This is a genomic window from Polaribacter atrinae, from assembly GCF_038023995.1.
Lineage (GTDB): Bacteria > Bacteroidota > Bacteroidia > Flavobacteriales > Flavobacteriaceae > Polaribacter > Polaribacter atrinae.
In genome coordinates this window covers 340224-358860 of record NZ_CP150660.1, presented here as the reverse complement: position 1 = coordinate 358860, position 18637 = coordinate 340224, and the positions used below count along the sequence as shown (strand labels likewise).

17 protein-coding genes are annotated in these 18637 nt (G+C 29.4%); 12 read left to right on the top strand and 5 right to left on the bottom strand.

Going from position 1 to position 18637, the window contains the following annotated elements:
- The first annotated feature begins 20 nt into the window (after positions 1–20).
- The 12 genes from WG945_RS01615 (at position 21) to WG945_RS01560 (ending at position 12944) form a co-directional block, all read left to right on the top strand.
- A complete protein-coding gene (locus tag WG945_RS01615; RefSeq protein ID WP_157603727.1) occupies positions 21–551 on the top strand; it encodes a hypothetical protein in 531 nt (176 codons plus the stop codon).
- A gap of 348 nt (positions 552–899) precedes the next feature.
- A complete protein-coding gene (locus tag WG945_RS01610) occupies positions 900–1529 on the top strand; it encodes a ferric reductase (RefSeq protein WP_068452310.1) in 630 nt (209 codons plus the stop codon).
- A 5-nt stretch (positions 1530–1534) separates the two neighbouring features.
- A complete protein-coding gene (locus tag WG945_RS01605; RefSeq protein ID WP_197482117.1) occupies positions 1535–2035 on the top strand; it encodes an FAD-binding oxidoreductase in 501 nt (166 codons plus the stop codon).
- Positions 1993–2268 (top strand): SIP domain-containing protein, encoded by a 276-nt coding sequence (locus WG945_RS01600; RefSeq protein WP_340867192.1) that lies wholly within the window; start codon positions 1993–1995, stop codon positions 2266–2268. Before WG945_RS01605 ends, WG945_RS01600 begins: the two co-directional genes overlap by 43 nt.
- A gap of 23 nt (positions 2269–2291) precedes the next feature.
- Positions 2292–3440, top strand: a complete 1149-nt coding sequence (gene egtB, locus WG945_RS01595; RefSeq protein ID WP_068452307.1) for an ergothioneine biosynthesis protein EgtB — start codon at positions 2292–2294, stop codon at positions 3438–3440.
- A gap of 1 nt (position 3441) precedes the next feature.
- Entirely contained in the window at positions 3442–4389 is a 948-nt protein-coding gene (locus WG945_RS01590) for an L-histidine N(alpha)-methyltransferase (protein ID WP_068452305.1), read from the top strand.
- A 3-nt stretch (positions 4390–4392) separates the two neighbouring features.
- On the top strand, positions 4393–5061 hold the full coding sequence (locus WG945_RS01585) for an aspartate/glutamate racemase family protein (RefSeq protein ID WP_068452302.1): 669 nt from the start codon (positions 4393–4395) through the stop codon (positions 5059–5061).
- Positions 5062–5162: 101 nt separating this feature from the next.
- Entirely contained in the window at positions 5163–6011 is an 849-nt protein-coding gene (locus WG945_RS01580; protein WP_068452299.1) for an SDR family oxidoreductase, read from the top strand.
- 282 nt (positions 6012–6293) lie between these two features.
- Entirely contained in the window at positions 6294–7496 is a 1203-nt protein-coding gene (sbcD, locus tag WG945_RS01575) for an exonuclease subunit SbcD (RefSeq protein WP_068452296.1), read from the top strand.
- A gap of 11 nt (positions 7497–7507) precedes the next feature.
- The gene (locus WG945_RS01570; RefSeq protein WP_068452293.1) at positions 7508–11161 is read left to right on the top strand and encodes an AAA family ATPase; all 3654 of its coding nucleotides are present in this window, start codon (positions 7508–7510) and stop codon (positions 11159–11161) included.
- A 127-nt stretch (positions 11162–11288) separates the two neighbouring features.
- A complete protein-coding gene (locus WG945_RS01565) occupies positions 11289–12485 on the top strand; it encodes an IS256 family transposase (RefSeq protein ID WP_038527458.1) in 1197 nt (398 codons plus the stop codon).
- Between the two features lie 87 nt (positions 12486–12572).
- Positions 12573–12944 carry a hypothetical protein gene (locus WG945_RS01560; protein ID WP_157603617.1) on the top strand — a complete coding sequence of 124 codons (372 nt, stop codon included), beginning with the start codon at positions 12573–12575 and terminating at the stop codon, positions 12942–12944.
- A gap of 96 nt (positions 12945–13040) precedes the next feature.
- Here WG945_RS01560 and WG945_RS01555 read toward each other — a convergent pair whose 3' ends face one another.
- The 5 genes from WG945_RS01555 to moeB all read right to left on the bottom strand — a co-directional run bounded on the left by WG945_RS01555 (position 13041) and on the right by moeB (position 18576).
- Complete coding sequence (locus tag WG945_RS01555; RefSeq protein WP_068449821.1) at positions 13041–13835, bottom strand: SHOCT domain-containing protein; 795 nt, start codon at positions 13833–13835, stop codon at positions 13041–13043.
- A 423-nt stretch (positions 13836–14258) separates the two neighbouring features.
- Positions 14259–14636, bottom strand: coding sequence for a hypothetical protein (locus WG945_RS01550; protein WP_068449820.1), 378 nt, complete (start codon positions 14634–14636; stop codon positions 14259–14261).
- Between the two features lie 38 nt (positions 14637–14674).
- A complete protein-coding gene (locus tag WG945_RS01545) occupies positions 14675–15451 on the bottom strand; it encodes a zinc-dependent peptidase (RefSeq protein ID WP_068449819.1) in 777 nt (258 codons plus the stop codon).
- 176 nt (positions 15452–15627) lie between these two features.
- On the bottom strand, positions 15628–17400 hold the full coding sequence (typA, locus tag WG945_RS01540; RefSeq protein WP_068449818.1) for a translational GTPase TypA: 1773 nt from the start codon (positions 17398–17400) through the stop codon (positions 15628–15630).
- Between the two features lie 123 nt (positions 17401–17523).
- Positions 17524–18576 (bottom strand): molybdopterin-synthase adenylyltransferase MoeB, encoded by a 1053-nt coding sequence (moeB, locus tag WG945_RS01535; protein WP_068449817.1) that lies wholly within the window; start codon positions 18574–18576, stop codon positions 17524–17526.
- Positions 18577–18637: the final 61 nt, after the last annotated feature.

Genomic DNA, 18637 nt, shown 5'->3' with positions numbered 1-18637 from the left:
TAATTTAATATAAAAACAAAATGATGAACTATTCTAAATTAAAATTTCTAGCTGTAATCTTATTATCAATCACAATTTATTCTTGTAGTAATAATGATGATATATCTGACCCTATAACATTAGGTTCTAATGTAACAGTAACCAACACATTTCAATCTACAGCATTTACACAAGGAGCTGAATTAGCAATCGAAGATTTATTTCACCAACCTGCAGGTGCTTTAGCTGCAACATCTAGTATTAGCGAATCGGTAGAATTCCCTTCTTATCTACTAAATTTATATGATATTGATATCGATAAAAACAGTATTTCTTTTGAGCTAGTTGCAAAGGCAAATGATGCTACTTACGGTGATTTATTTAGAGTAATGGAAGCCGATACTTATGACAGATATTACTTTACTTTTGAAAACACACAAGACGTAAACGGATTTACATCAAGCAATGCGTCTGTAAATCTAAGAATTGATTCTGATACAGTTTTGGTTGTTGAAATTGGTGAAGGTTATGATTTTAAGCCTGGTCAAAGTTTTACAATCACTTTAAATTAAATAAAGTAAAAAACTTTAAATCCAACTCACTCCTACTGATAATGTTTGTACCAATTATCGGTAGGAGTTTACTATTAAAGTATTTATAAAAATTAATAAAAGAAAAAAACGATACATTACTCTTAACTAACATTTTAACGGCTAAAAAAACAAAAATATATTATTAAAGTAACTAGCATAAACAATTAGTTGCAATAAAAAAGAGTCTCACATTTACCATTTTTAAATCAAGATTCACCTTTATTTTATTGGTAACTAATACAATCTTTGACAATTAAAAATGAGCCAAATATCTTTACAACCAACTTTTGGCAACACATCAAAATTTAATCTAAATTAGAATATTTAATGAAATCTATAAGAAAAAATTATGGTTGGATTTTAGTTACCATATTAGCTTCTCTCCCCTTACTTGTCATTTTTAATATGATACATATTAGTTTTACTGATGGTCTTTCTATATCCATTATAGAAAAAACCGCTACTGAAGGTAAAACTACTTTAGAGATGCTGTATCATGTATCTGGCGAGTTTGCTATTAGATGGATGACTGCTGTACTAACCTGTACTCCTTTTTTTATCCTTTTTGGAGTTAACAATCTTTATGTAAGACAAGCTATGGGTATTGCAACTGCAGTTTGGAGTTTTTTACACTTCATTATTTTTATATCCACCGAAGGCTTTATAGAAACCTTTACCCAAGTAAATTATATAGCAGGCTTTATCGCTATTTTAATTTTAATCCCTTTATTTTTTACATCGAATAGAAAATCTATGAAACGATTAAAAGCTAAATGGAAAAAGCTTCAAAGTTGGGCATATGCTGCTATCTTTTTAAGCATACTTCATGTTGCTATTCTAGATAAAACTTGGCTGATATATGCAATAATAGTAGGTATTGGATTTGTAATTAGAATACCAATTATAAAAAGTTACTTTATTAAACGTAGAAATAAAAGAAAACCTGTAAATTCTTAATTAAAATGAGCTTACTAGAAAACATATTAAAAAAAGTAGTATTACAAAATGCTATCATCTCTAAAAAGACACAAATTTCTGACTCTGTATATAAAATTCAATTAAAAAGTGACAGCATTAAAAAAACTGTATTTCAACCTGGTTATTTTTTACGATTAGGTATTGGTATTGGTATTGATAATGATGATATAGACTTTAAAGACAAAGTAAGAAGCTATAGTGTTTGGAACATCAATAAAAACGAAGGTCTTTTAGAATTAGCCATTGCAACCGATAGCAAGGGAATTGGTGCAAAATGGGTAGTTAATTGTAAAGAAGGTGATCTTGTTTATTTTAAATGGAAAAAAGGAAACTTTTTACTTGATAAAACAGCAGATAGTTACTTAATGATTGGAGACATATCTGCTTTATCTCATTTATATATCTTAAACAGAAACTTGTCTAATAAAAAACAAGTAGAAGCATTATTTATAGTGCAAACAAATCAGATTTTTTTGAAGACATAGACAGCTCAAACTCTTTTAATTTTTATAACTTAGAGCAAAATTCTATTTCTGAAATTTTAAGTTTGGTTAAAAACATCACTCCAAAAATGAAAGGTATTAAAATGGTATATATTGCTGGAGATAGTAGAGTTTGTATTGCTTTAAATCAATATTTTAGAAAGGAATTGAATTGGAATACCAAACAAATTAAAACAAAACCATTTTGGAATCCAGATAAAAAAGGATTGGAATAAACTAATAAAGCATTCTAAAAACAATGACTCTTAGCCAAACATATAAACAAGTAAGACAGCAATCGTTAGATTTTTGCAAACATTTACAGGTAGAAGATTTTGCCATTCAGGTGGTAAAATTTGCGAGCCCTCCTAAATGGCATTTGGCGCATACTACTTGGTTTTTTGAAACGTTTATTTTAATTCCTAATGTAAAAAATTACGCGTATTTCAATTCTAACTTCAACTTTCTATTTAATAGTTATTACAACAATGTTGGCGATAGAGTATTACAAGCCAACCGAGGCAATATGTCTAGACCTACTACAAATGAAATTTTTGCATATAGAGATTATGTTGATGAAAAAATGCAAGAATTCTTAAGGGATTTAACAGATAAAAAAATAATAGACTTGGTAATTCTTGGGTTAAACCATGAGCAACAACATCAAGAATTATTAATTACGGATGTGAAATATATGTTTGGCCATAACCCTATTTTTCCTGTTTTACATGAAGATTTTAACCTAGTAAACGTTAAAAACACAAACTTAGAAAGCAGCAACATAAATGGAGGCATTTATGAAATTGGTTATCAAGGAAACGAATTTTGTTACGATAATGAATTAGGTGTCCACAAGGTATATATTGATGATTTTGAAATAAATAATTATTTAGTAACCAATGGAGATTACATTCAGTTTATGGAAGCTGGTGGTTATGCTGATTTTAATTTGTGGCTAGACGAAGGTTGGTCTTGGGTAAATAACAACCAAATTAACGCGCCAATGTACTGGCATAAAATAGAAGATGAATGGTATTATTACACACTTTCTGGATTACAGAAAGTAGATACAGAAGCTATTTTAAGTCATATTAATTATTACGAAGCCAATGCTTTTGCAGAATGGAAAGGTATGAGATTACCAACAGAGTTTGAATGGGAAATTGCTGCACAACAATTAGATTGGGGAAAACGATGGGAATGGACAAACAGCGCTTATTTACCTTACCCTAAGTTTAAAAAAGAAAATGGTGCCGTAGGCGAATATAATGGGAAGTTTATGAGTAATAAAATGGTATTAAGGGGTGCTTCTGTTGCTACTTCTAAAAATCACTCTAGAGCAACCTACCGCAATTTTTTTAACCCTTTAGAGCGTTGGCAATTTACAGGAATCAGATTAGCTAAATAACATGATTGAAACTTTTAAAAATGAAGTATCACAAGGTTTAAATGCAAGCCCAAAAACACTTCCTTCAAAATATTTCTATGATAAAAAAGGAGATGCCCTTTTTGTAGAAATTATGAATTTACCAGAATATTATCTAACTCGTAGTGAATTAGATATCTTTCAAAATAAAACCCAAGAACTTATAGATTCTCTTAATCTAAACCCAAACACTTATTTTGAATTAATAGAACTAGGTGCTGGTGATGGGTTAAAAACCAAAGAATTATTACGATTATTGGATGCCCAAAAGTTTAAGTTTGATTATTTTCCTATTGATATTTCTGGCAATGCTTTAGCACTTTTAAAACAAGATTTAAACAAAGAGTTGCCAAACGTATCTGTAAAACCGCAACAAGGTGATTATTTTGAAATTTTAGCTTCACTAAAAAAGAAAAAACTACCTATCGTTATATTATTTCTTGGTTCTAATATTGGTAATATGGATGATGAAATGGCGGCAGAATTTATTTATAGTTTAGGTAACAACCTTCAACCAAAGGATAAATTATTATTAGGTGTAGATTTAATTAAAGCCAACAATATTGTACTGCCTGCTTATAATGATAGTAAAGGAATTACAGCAAAATTTAACCTTAATCTTTTAGAAAGAATCAATAATGAATTGGATGGGGATTTTAACTTACATCATTTTAAACATCAACCAGAATATAACGAAAAAGAAGGTATTGCAAAAAGTTATATAGTAAGTACCATAGATCAAAAAGTTACTATTTCGGTCATCAAAAAAACTTTTGAATTTGTAGCAGGAGAAAAAATTCACACAGAAATTTCTAGAAAATATAATGATGTATTGATTGAGAAAATTATTTTAAAAACAGATTTCAGTATTTCAAATAAAATAATGGATCACAAAGCTTATTTTGCTGATTACATTTTAGAAAGAACATAAAAAATGGATACAACAACACTTGCTTTATTAGGACTTGGAAGCCGAAGTACTTCTTTTTACATCCGTCAATTAAATAAACTTTACAATGAAAAAAAAGGAGGTTATAGCACGTGTCCTTTTAAATTATTAAACGCCAATTTTAATACAATTAATCCACTTTTACCAAATACTTCTCAACAGTTAGATACCATTATCAATAACTATATATTAGAAATAGAAAAATTAGACATTGAGCATATGTTAATACCCAATATTACACTGCACGAAACTATTGATCGGTTAAATATAAGCACGAAAATTATCCATCCGGTTCATGTAACGGTCTTAAAAATAAAACAAACTCCATATATAAAAATTGTTTTATTTGGCTCTTTACACACTTTGGAGTCATCCTATATCCGTTCTATTTTTAAAGCTAATAACATTCAAATAATACTCCCTTTAAAAGAAGATCGATTGTTTATAGATGAAGTTCGTAAAAAGGTGTATTCAGAAACAGAAACCGATGAATTGATTAAAAAATATCATCTTATAATAGAAAAGTATACCACTAATTACCCTGTTGTTTTGGCATGTACCGAATTATCTATTCTAAAACCAAAAGAAAAAAATGCTTTACTGTTGGATATGGCACAAATTCAAATTAAAGAAGCTGTAAAAACATCTTTATAAGCTTGCTCACTTTTACCATTTTTAATCAGAGATTTACCTACCAATTCATTTTTAGAAATCTCACCTTTGCAATACATTAATTCTATTTAAAATTTAATCGTATGAAAATAGCAGTTACATCCGTTAGTGGACAATTAGGAATGTCTATCGCAAAACACCTCATTAAAGAAATAGGAAAAGAAAATGTAATTGGAATAGCACGTACTCCAGAAAAAGCAGCCCATTTAGACATTGAAATTAGAAAAGGAGATTACAATAATCGTAACCATTTTGATGCTGCATTGCAAGGTGTAACTACCTTACTTTTAGTTTCTGGAATGGACGAACCCCAAAAAAGAATTGAACAACACAAAAATGTTATTGAGGCAGCAAAAGCAAATGGTGTAAAAAAAATAGTGTATACAAGTATTGTTGGCGATGCAGAAAAAAACGCATTCAGCCCAATTGTACAAAGCAATAGACAAACAGAACTAGATGTGCAAAACGCTGGATTAGATTGGGTAATTGGTAGAAACGGAATTTATATAGAACCAGATTTAGAATACATAGACACCTACGTTAAAGAAGGAGAAATAAGAAATTGTGCTGGAAATGGAAAATGTACCTATACTAGTAGAGGAGAATTAGGATATGCTTACACAAAAATGCTTTTAGAATCTAAACATAACGGACAGATTTACAATTTAGTAGGCACACCGATTACCCAAACACAATTAGCCGATTACATAAACCAAGTGTATGGTACAAAACTTATTTACAACGGAGTTTCTGTTGAAGAATATGCAACCGAAAGAAAAAAAGAATTAGGCGATTTCTTAGGAACTGTTATTGCTGGTATTTATGAAGGTATTCGTAACGGTGCTAATAACATACCTTCTGATTTTGAAAAAGCTACAGGAAGACCACATAAAGCTCCTTTAGAAATAATAGAAGCTATAAAAAGTAAATAAAATAGCTCTAAAAAGCTAAACACAAAATTTAATCCCCCTTTTTCATGAATAAAGCTCAAATAGTATATTTGAGCTTTATTTTTTTATCCCAACTTCTCTCCTATTTTATAAAATCTACTTATAAATCGGAATAAAAAGGTCTTTTTGATTACTGCTTTTTTCACTCAAAAAAGGTATTTTAGCTCTATGTATTTTACTTGTGATATCTACTTATAAATTCCATCTAAAAACTAGAATTTACACGGATGCTATATACTAGAAAAGTTAAAAATTGAAAAGAAAATGAAAATACTGCACACTGCCGATTGGCATTTAGGACATCGACTGCACGAACAATCTCAATTTGAAGAACAATCTTTATTTTTAAATTGGATTGAAACTTACATTATTGAGCAAAAAATTGATGTACTTTTAATTTCTGGCGATGTTTTTGACACCGGTTCTCCATCGAATCAAAGTTTAGAAATGTATTACAGTTTTTTAGTAAAATTGAACGGTACCACATGTAAATCGATAATTATTACCGGAGGAAACCATGATTCTCCGGGAACCCTAAATGCGCCAAAACAGATATTAGGTGCATTGTCTATAAAAGTGATTGGTAAAGCTACGGAAGACATTAAAGATGAAGTTTTTGAAATTGAAATCAACAATGAAAAAGTAATTATTGCAGCTGTACCTTATTTACGAGATGGAGATATTAGACGCGCAGTTGCTGGCGAAACTTTTGATGAATTAACCGATAAATACAAAACAGCATTAATTAACCATTACAATTCCGCAGCAAAACAATGTGAAACCATTAATAAAAGTAATGCCCCTGTAATTGCTATGGGCCATTTATTTGCAACAGGTGGTTCTATTAGTGATAGCGAACAAAATATTTATGTTGGAACCTTAGGTCATATTGGTGCCCAAGATTTCCCTACGTATTTTGATTATGTGGCTTTAGGTCATTTACACAGGCCTCAAATAATTGGTAATAATGATAAAATACGGTATTCTGGATCGCCCAATATTTTAAGTTTTAGTGAGTTAAAATATGATAAAAAAATAATTGTTTTAACAATAGAAAACAATAAAATTAGTTCGATTGAAGATGCTATAATTCCGCATTTTAGAAACTTTTATAAACTAGAAGGTACCATTGATGCATGTATTGCTCAATTTACAACGATAACAGATAACGAATACAATTTAACACCTTGGGTAGAAATTGCACTTAAAGAAGCAAATACAGTAAATACTGACGATTTAAAAAATGCTGCAGAACAATATCCTTTTGAAATTTTAAAAATTGCTTTAAAAAAACAACGAAACACCAAAGGTATTGAAGAATTGTTAGCAGAAACAAAATCGATAAAAGAACTCTTACCAATGGAAGTTTTTGAATTAAAGTGTGAAGAAATGGGATATGATTTAAAAAATAACCCAGAAGTTAAAGATGCTTTTAATGAAATTTTACAATCCGTTAAAAACCAATAAGGCAGCTTCCTATGAAAATTTTAAAAATAGAATTACAAAATATAAATTCATTAAAATCAGACGCTCCCACTGTTATTGATTTTGAAAGTGAACAATTTAAAGATGTTGGTTTGTATGCAATTACAGGCTCTACTGGTGCAGGAAAAACAACTATTTTAGATGCCATAACTATTGCTTTGTATCATAATGTGCCACGTTTTAATGGTACAAAAGGAACTTTATTAGACGTTGTAAGCCATGGTGCCAATGATGCATTTAGTAGAATTACGTTTCAAAACGACCTAACCGTTTACGAAGCCTTTTGGGGAATTAGAATTGCCGATAAAAAAGGAAAAAAATACAAAAATGCTAAAGAAGAAGTTAGTTTAAAAAACTTAACTACAGATACTATTTTAGCAACTCAAAAAAGAGACTTAATTGCAAACATCATTCAGGTTACACAATTAGATTACAATCAGTTTTTACGTTCTGTAATGTTGGCACAAGGTGAATTTGCTTCTTTTTTAACTGCCAAAGGACCTGAAAAAGGACGTTTATTAGAACAGATTACGGGCGAGCAGATTTATAAAAAAATTGGGCAAGGTATTTTAGATCGAAAATCGAAAGAAGAAAAAAAATTAGTAGAAATTCAATCTAAAATTAATGCAGATGATGTATTAACGGAAGAGGCTAAAGCAGAATTATTACAAAAAGACAAAGATTTAGATGCAAATATTATAAAGATTGAAGCCGAAATAAAAACGACTCAAGAAATTGTAGAATGGTATGTTAAATATCAGAAAATACTTACAGAAACTGCACAACTAGAATTAGAATCTAAAGACATTAACTTATTAATTGATAAGCATAAAGCAGAATTAGGCTTATTAGATTTAAACGAAAAAGCTGCACCTTTTAAAGAAGTCCTTCAGAATTTAAAGAGAACAACCTTAGAAGCTTCAGAAAAATCGAAACAATTAGAAGCTTTAGAAAATCAATTAAAAACATTAAAACCAGAAATTGAAAAATTAACGCTACTTTTTGCTAAAGAAACCGAAGCGTTAGAAACTGCCGACAAAGATTTTGCTAATTGGTTGCCTAAGTTTGATAAAATTACAAACCTAGATAGTAAAATTAAAAATGAAGTTGATAACAAACAAAAAATTGAACTAGATTTAGAAAAACAAACCAAAGAAATTCACCTTTTAAATACAGAAGAAATTCAGTTAAATAAGATTTTAGCTACTACAACATCTGCAATTAAAGTTGATGAATCTTATGTTTTAGAAAATCAGTTTTTAAAAGAAGTAGATTTAGAAATATCAAATTGGACCAGTGAAATTGCTTCTTTAAAGAATAAAAAAGAAACCTTAAAAGACGCTGCTGCTTTTGTGATTCTTAAAAAGGAAGAAATTGAAAAAACTAAAAACAGATTAAACGAAGGCAATAAAATTCTTGAAGCTAAAAATACTGAATTCAAAAAAACAGAAAAAGAGCTTACAGAGGTTACTTTAGAATTAACTAAAAATAATTTATCTAATTTATTAGCCGAAAAAACAAAATTAGCTGCTAAAGAAACTAATTGGAAACAGTTTAAACAATTTTCTGAACAACTAATTAAATTAAAAAAAGAACAAACCAACTTAGCAGAAAATAAAAAAACATTTTCTATTAAAACAGAAGAAAATAAAAAGCAAATTACTGCTATAAATAAAAAAATTGAAACACAAGAAAAAGCAGTTTCTGATGCCGATAAAATTTTAAATTTAGAAAAAAGTATTTCTAAATATGAAAGTGATCGTAAAAATTTAATTGAGGGAGAACCTTGTGGCTTATGTGGTTCTACAGTACATCCTTTTACAGAACATTTAGTTTCTATTGGTGTTTCTAAATCTGAACTAGAATTGCAACAAAGAAAGGAAAAGCTTCAATTATTTAATCTCTCTAAAACCGAATTAGAAAAAAATGAAGTTGCCTTAAAGACTGAGATAAACTCTTTAATTAAGAGAGATGCTATTATAAATGAAGAATTAAAAGTACTCCAATTAAATGCCAATCAATTAGAGCTTAATTGTGATTTAACAAATTCTATAAAAATTGAAACGGAGTTTAAAAACATAACCGAACAAATTTTAGCTTTAGATAAACGTATAAAAATAGCGCAAGAATTACAGGAAGTCAAAAACAAATTAGAAGATAATCTAAAAAAACAAAGTCAATATTTAAATCAAATTCAAACCGGGGTTGCCACACTTACAGAAAAGAATAAAAATGCAACTACAGAAATTGAAGAAAAGAATAAATTAATTGAGCAATTAAAGGCAACTGTTATTCAACTAGAAACTAGTTTAAAAACAAAATTGATAAAGTTTAATTTGGAATTACCTTCTATAGAAAACAGCCATTCATTTATAGAAAACTTAAAAGGTTCTATTCTTAAATTCAATAAAAAAGAGAAAAACTTAGAGCAATTAAGAGCAAATATAAAACTAACCAACTCTAAGTTAGAAAACACTAAAAAACAACAAGAAACACTACTTAAAACTCAAAAAGAACACTTCACATCAATTAAAAAATCTAACACCAAAATTGATTTACTAAAAAAAGAACGTGTAGCAATTTTACCTATAGCAATTTCTGTAGAAAACAAACGAACGCAATTACAAACCGTTAGAAATGGTTTATCTAAAAAAGTTGAAGCATCAAAAAAACAACAGCAAGAACTTTTAGATTTAAAAAATAAGCAAGAAGCTTTAAAATTAGAAAATAGTAAAGCACAAGAGATTTTAAAAGAAAAATTAAAAACGATAGAAACAACTTTTAATTCTCAGTTAAAAAACAGTGATTTCTCTTTAAAAGAAGATGTTGAAAAAGCATTATTAACAGAAGAACAACAAGCAGAATATATTAAAAACAAAAAATTAATTGAAGATAAACAACTTCGTTTAAAAACATTACAAGAGGCTAATTTAAAAGAAAAATCAACCTTAATTGCATCTAAAAAGTTTGAAACTACCGAAGCAGAAAGTAAATTAACATTAAGTGCTTTAAAAACTAAAAACAGTAACGTTTTAACTGAAAAAGGTAAAATAGTAGAAGCTTTTAGAAAAGACAAGGAAATTAGAGATAGAAATCAAGAGGTCTATAAAAAGATTGAGGCACAAGCAGAAATTTGTAAAGTTTGGAAAGAACTATTTGTTATTATCGGTAACTCTAAAGATGCGTTTAATGTATACGTACAAAGGTTAACTTTAAAACATTTATTAGACCTTGCCAATGTACATTTGTACAAATTAAACAAGCGATATTCTTTAAAAATGGAAGATAATTACAAACCAAAAGAAGAGCTTAATTTTAATTTAATAGATCATTATCAAACAGATCAAGCAAGATTGGTAGATACTTCTAGTGGTGGAGAAAAGTTTATCATTAGTTTGGCATTGGCTTTAGGTTTATCTGATTTAGCAAGTAAAAATGTAAAAATAGATTCTCTTTTTATTGATGAAGGTTTTGGTACTTTAGATGGTAATACGCTAGAAACCGTAATTTCTACCCTAGAAACGTTACAATCGCAAGGTAAAATAATAGGAATTATCTCTCACGTAGAAAATTTAAAAGAACGCATACCTACTCAGATTCAAATAACAAAAAAGAATAACGGAGTTAGTGTGGTTGCTATATTGTAGAATATTATTTTAAATTAATTGTATCACAAATAAAGGCAGTATCTCATAAACTGTGTAAGTTTTAAAATCTCAGGTTAAATATTAATCTGAGATTTTTTTATTCATTAATTTTAACTTTTACACACTTATGAAACCAGAAGATTTATTAAACGAAGACTTTTTAAAACAATTCAAGAATGCACCAGAGCTAACATCCTTTTTAGAACAGTTGCACAAACGTGGTATTGAGAAGTTACTAGAAGGGGAACTAGATGCCCATTTAGACTACGATAAGCACAAAAAAAGTAAAGCAGCCAACCTTCGAAATGGTTACACTAAAAAGAAATTAAAATCCGTTTTAGGAGAAACAGAGATTCAAGTTCCTCGAGACCGTGATAGTTCTTTTAATCCTTTAATTGTAAAGAAAAGAGAAAGTACAACAGAAGGCATCGAAAATATTATTATATCGCTTTATGCCAAAGGCATGAGTAACAGTGATATTGAAGAACAAATACGTGAGCTGTACGATTTTAATATTTCTACATCCACTATTTCAAGGATTACAGATAAGATTACAGAAGATGTTATTGCTTGGCGGAACAGGCCTTTGGAGGCCACTTACCTAATTGTTTGGATGGATGGCATCGTATTTAAAGTTAGGGAAAACTCTAAAGTCATAAACAAGACTATTTATATTGCAGTAGGCCTGAGAACAGATGGCAAAAAGGAAGTCCTAGGATTATGGTTAGGTAAAAATGAATCTTCAGCCTTTTGGATGAGTGTTTTAACCGATATTAAAGCTCGAGGAACTCAAGATATACTTATCACAGCTACCGATAATTTAAATGGATTTACGGATACTATTAAAACTATTTTTCCGAAATCAACGACTCAAATTTGTGTTGTGCATCAAATAAGAAATTCGTGTCGTTACGTGGTCTGGAAGGACAAAAAGGAATTTACTCGTGACATGAAGCAAATCTATACTGCTCCTACAAAAGAAGCTGCCAAAGCTGCTTTAAATGACTTCAAAACTAAATGGGATTCTAAATATTCTTACGCCATTAAAAGTTGGGAAAATAATTGGGATGAGCTTACAGTATTCTTTGATTTTCCTATTGAAATAAGAACCATAATCTACACCACAAATCTTATAGAAAACCTAAATGGAAAGATACGGAAATACACAAAAAACAAACTCTCGTTTCCAACCGATGAAGCAGTTATGAAATCCGTGTTTTTAGCTTTGAGAGAAAGCACTAAAAAATGGACCATGCCAATCAGAAATTGGGGAGTGATACTAAATCAATTTTTAGCTATATTTGAAAACAGGATTAAGTTATAAATAACCTAACCCTGAAATTTTGAACTTACACACTTTTTAGGATAGTGTCCAAATAAAAAAACTATGAAAGAAAAATACATTTTCCTCATGATCATCCTTTCCTCTTTTACTTTTATTTCTTGTGAAAAAGAAGATACTACACCTTCTTGTGTTTCAACTAATGTGGTAGATAAAACATTTCCTGCTAAAAAATTAAAAGTAAATGAAGCTAATGAAATAGAATTTGAAATTTTAAATGATTGTAATGCTAATTATACCATTTTTGATTATGAAATTTCTGGAGACATAAAAAATATAGGAATAGAAGGATTAACAAAAAACAAACTTATTACTACTAAAAAACTAACATTTAAAGTAATTGCTTTCCCAATAACTACTGGTTATAAAACAATCGGTTTTTCTATTAGAACTGATAGAGGTCAAATGGCCGTTTCTGTTGGTATAGATGTAAATTATTAATTGAATTTTATATCAACGAAAAAAAGCTCAAGTTTAATACTTGAGCTTTTTGTTTATAAAATGATATTTCTACTTCAGAAAAAAGAAATCAAATTTTTATAACCTGTTTAATAAATCAGATTTTTTATTTTCAAACTCTTCAACAGAAAGAATTCCTTTGTCTTTTAAACCTGCTAATTTTTCAATTTTCACAAAAATATCTTCTTCAAAAGCACTATTGTTATTTACTGCTTGTATTGGAGCATCAATAACTGGTGCAACGATGTTTTCTACAACATTATTTTGCACTTCGTTATTCTGAATTGGTTGTGATTCCTGTACGCTATCACTACCAGAAACAATTGGTAAAGAACCTAAATTTACGTTACCATATTGACTTGTAAAAGTTACAGAATAATTACCTCCTTGCTGTTGCCCAACACCTCCAATATTATTATCTAAAGTATCAAATACGGTTACTTTTCCATTCTCTTTAATTGCCAAACGGTGAATGTCATTAAAAATAGCATAACTAGTTCCGTTTTGACTACCTGTAGAATTCGGAAATCCTAAATCTCCCCACCAATTACCAGAAAAACCACCTTGTCCATTTTCTGTCTTAGGTAAAGGTTTGTATTGTATTGCACCTTGGTGAATTAAATTAGATAAATCTACACAAAGACCATCTACCAAATATTTAAGATTATTATTAAACATATCTCCAACCATGGTCATGCCTCCTTGCATCCACTGGCCTCCTCCACCTAACTCAGGAATATTGAATTGTGCCATAGAGCCATTGCTACTCATAAGTCTTTGCGTTAAATCTGTAACGGCATTAGTACTTACTCCGTATTTGTTGGCTACGTTTATCATGTTCTGAAAACTAGCATCTGTGAATATTGCATTCATAATTTTGTGTCTATTTAATTAAAAATAATTGTAAAACAATTTTTACACAAAGGTAAACTATAGTAGTATCAATAAGTTTTTTTTTACTTTAAGTTTTATACTTTTAAAAGACTATTTACATGAAAATAAATACATTACCTTTTTATTTTACATTTATTATAATAACAAAAAAATGTTGTTAAAAATAGCTATTTAAAGATAATGACCTTAATTATTGATAAAATGACACACAAAGTAAATTATACAAGTAAATTTTGTTTCATAAAAGCCTAAAAATAAAATAATAAATTTTAAACTTTTTATTCTAAACTAAATTTGCTTACTTATTTTCTTCCTTTAATCACCTAAAAAAAGGAATATAATCTTCTGATTAAAAAAAAAATGAGATTGATTCTAAGTAGGTTTTATAAAGCTTCTTATAAGTTAAGATTGCATTGGTATCTCTGGTAGCTGATTTTTAAAACTAGGAGCGTTATCTCTGTAAGAAACAAGTTTCTTTTTAGAAACGAGTACAATTAAATCTTCACTTAGTGTAAATAAACAAGCTGTTCTAAACTTATTTATTAATAAACTTTCTACTTCAGACATTACTGCGTCTAAAGAAAATTGTTTAAACTCATTTTCTTCTGCAAAACGATATTTTAATTCAAAAACATCTTTACCATCCACCTTAAATAAACGTGCATACACATTTAACAATCCTTCACTTTTTCGAATAGGCTTGCTTAAGGTTAGTTTTACAAATTCATCTTTTGTTAAACTTTCTTGTAATGTTTCAAAAAAAACTTTAAAATTGCTCATGCTGCAAAAATATAAATAAGAAATTGTTAATTGTAGAATTAATTGCTAAAACATAGTGCTAACATATTATATAATTCGGGATGTTTTCTTTGAAACAACTTTGGTCTTTCAAAAAAATATTCTCCAGCAACCGCTAAAAATTCAATTTCAGACGTTCCACCATAATGTCTAATATCTGAAGCGTCATTATTAATTGCCTCCATCTCTTTGTGTACTAGCTGCAGCCAGGGTATAATATATTGTTTGTCTAATAAAACTGACGGAACACCATCAATAACACCATCTTCCTTATCTAAAAGGTGAATAAACTCATGTATGGCTGTATTGCCTTTGTCCGTTTTATTACTAAAACCAAGATGTAAAGCTTTTCTAGATAAAATCATTTGTTTTTCGAATCTTCCAGTACCTACCAAACCACCAATAGTTCTCCCTTCTACTTGAGCATCAAACTGTAAATCATCATCAAAATAATCAGGATAAATTAATACCGTAGATAAATTATAATACCTCCAATTAGGGAATCTAAAAACAGGAATTATAGCACTTGCTGCAATTAACAACCTATCTAACTCTTCTAAATCAAAATGAATTGCTTCTATATTTGTTTCGTTTAAAAAAGAAACCATTTTACTACAAAATACTTTTTGATCATTGCTGTTTAACTTCTGATAAAAAAGAACATGCTTCAGTAATAATTGATGCCAGTGTTCCGGTACCACAACTTTGTCCAAAGAAACGGTCTTATCTCTTTTCTTAGACCTTAAGCTAACAAACAAAACTATTAGAAGTATGGCAATGGCAATTAGATATAACATTGGTTTTATTTAAAAGGGAAACTACAAAAAAATAAAAATTCAGCACCTATTTTCTTACTACTTTATATTCTTAAAATTGATTTTATTAAAACTACAATCCATAAAAAAAGCTCAATTTTAAAACTTGAGCTTTTAATTTTATATAAATTCATCCTTTATCAGAATGAAAAAGATAATTATCCTTTAAAGTTAATCTTACGCATACGTAAGCTTTCTGGAGTTACTTCTAAATACTCATCTGCTTTAATGTATTCCATGTTTTCTTCTAAAGAAAAGTCTACTTTCGGTGCAATTTTCATAGCATCATCTGTACCAGATTTACGCATGTTTGTTAATTGCTTTCCTTTAATTAAGTTCACAGCCATTTCGTCTGACTTACTGTTCTCTCCAATTACTTGACCAACATAGATTTCTTGATTTACATCGATAAAGAAAACTCCTCTATCTTGTAAACGGTTTAATGCATATGCAGTTGCTTTACCAGCAGCAGAAGAAACAATTGCTCCTTTAACTTCTTCAGTAAAATCTCCTTTATAAGGACCATATTCACTAAATCTGTGGTTAATAATTGCAGTACCACCAGTTGCTGTTAAAATTTTGTTTCTTAAACCAATTAATCCTCTAGAAGGAATAGAAAATTCTAAGTGTTGTAAATCTCCTTTTGGTTCCATCACTAACATATCTCCTTTTCTAAGAGATACTAAGTTAATTGCTTTAGAAGCCATTTCTTCTGGTACATCAATAGACAATGTTTCCATTGGCTCATGTTTCTTACCATCAATTTCTTTAAGAATTACTTGTGGTCTTCCCACTTGTAATTCATATCCTTCTCTACGCATTGTTTCAATCAATACAGATAAGTGTAAAACTCCACGTCCAAAAACGTTAAATTTATCTTCACTATCAGTTGTTTCAACTTTTAATGCAAGGTTTTTTTCTAATTCTTTAAATAAACGATCTCTTAAGTGACGAGATGTTACATATTTACCTTCTTTACCAAAGAAAGGAGAATTGTTAATTGTAAACAACATACTCATGGTAGGTTGGTCAATTTCTGTTCTTGGTAATGCTTCTGGGTTTTCTAAATCTGCAATTGTATCACCAATTTCAAATCCTTCAATACCAGTAATTGCACAGATATCTCCACAAGGTACTTTTTCTACTTGAATTTTACCCATTCCCTCGAAAATGTGTAATTCTTTAATTCTTACTTTTTTAGTAGAACCATCAGCTTTACATAAACTATATTCTTTACCAACTTCTAAGTCTCCTCTAAAAACACGTCCAATAGCAATTCTTCCTGTAAATTTAGAAAAATCTAAAGAAGTAATTTGCATTTGTGGCGTACCTTCATTGTACTTAGTTGCAGGAATAGATTCTAATACAGCATCTAATAAAGGAACGATATCTTCAGTTTGGTTTTTCCAATCTTTACTCATCCAGTTGTTCTTTGCAGAACCATATACTGTAGTAAAGTCTAATTGCTCTTCTGTAGCTTCTAATGCAAACATTAAGTCAAAAACTTTTTCATGAACGATATCAGGAGTACAGTTTTCTTTATCTACTTTGTTTACAACTACAATAGGAGTTAATCCTAATTCTAAGGCTTTACCTAATACAAAACGAGTTTGTGGCATTGGTCCTTCAAATGCATCCACTAATAATAAAACACCATCAGCCATTTTTAATACACGCTCTACTTCTCCACCAAAATCGGCGTGACCAGGAGTATCAATTACGTTAATTTTTGTGTCTTTGTAGTGCACAGAAACGTTTTTAGAAAGAATTGTAATTCCTCTTTCACGTTCTAAGTCATTATTATCTAACAATAAATCTGTACGTTCTTTACGGTCGTCTAAGATTTTAGCTTGATCTATAATTTTATCTACTAACGTTGTCTTTCCGTGATCGACATGGGCTATAATAGCGATATTTCTAATTGGTTGCATTTATGTATTCTTAAATTTCGTGCAAAAGTAGTGTTTTTAGTTTAAAGATTTCATTCAATCTAAAAAACTTTAACTATCTAAGTGTTAAAAAGGTATAAGATAATCCATTTTTAATATATTTTATTAGACACAACCTCCTTTTAAATTTAAGAGTTTTGCCTTAAAATGATGATTCGATAAAACTTCAATTGCTTTTGCACTTCTCACACCTGACTGACAAAACACGACTAAATCTTTATTTTGATACACCTCATCTAAACGTTCTAATAATTCTCCTAAAGGAATATGTTGCCCTCCAATATGATATTTTTCTCTTTCCCAAATTTCTCGCACATCTAATAAATTATATTTTTCTTTATTTTTTTGAAGTTCTTCTAAAGAAATTTCTTCTTTGGATAAAATTCCACAGAAAAAGTCATAATCGGTTTCTAAAGCAGTAACGTTGGTTTTACTGTCTTTTTCATATTTCAGTACCATTTGATTCATTTGTAAAGAATCATAAATCAATAATTTATTGGCTAAAACGGCTCCTATTTCACAAATAATCTTAATAGTTTCATTGGCTTGTAAACTTCCTATAATTCCAGGTAACACGCCTAAAACACCAATTTCTGAACAATTAGGAGATTCGTTTGGTTTTGGTGGCGTTGGATACAAACACCTATATGTACCACTTCCTTGATAGTTAAAAACACTCACCTGACCTTCAAACTTAAATATAGATCCATAAACCAAAGGTTTGTTTGTAATTATAGCCGCATCATTTACCAAATAACGTGTCGAAAAATTATCGCTTCCGTCTACAATAATATCATAATTAGTGAATACTAAAATGGCATTTTCTCTGGTTAATTTCTTTTGATACACCTTAAAATTCACAAACGGATTTAATCTAGACAATCGCTTTGCTGCAGTTTTTGCTTTTGACAAACCAATATCATCAACTGTATATAAAATCTGACGTTGTAAGTTACTTTGATCTACCACATCGTCATCAATAATACCGATTGTACCAACACCTGCAGCAGTTAAATATTGTAAAACAGGGCAACCTAATCCGCCAGCTCCAATAACCAAAACTTTGGCTTGTTTTAGTTTCAATTGACCTTCTTCTCCTATTTTATCTAGAATTAAATGACGGTTGTATTGTTTTTTTTCTTCTGATGTTAGCATGATAAAACTAAGTTAAAGGCAAACTTCATAATTGATAATTGGCCACTGATTATTGATAATTGAT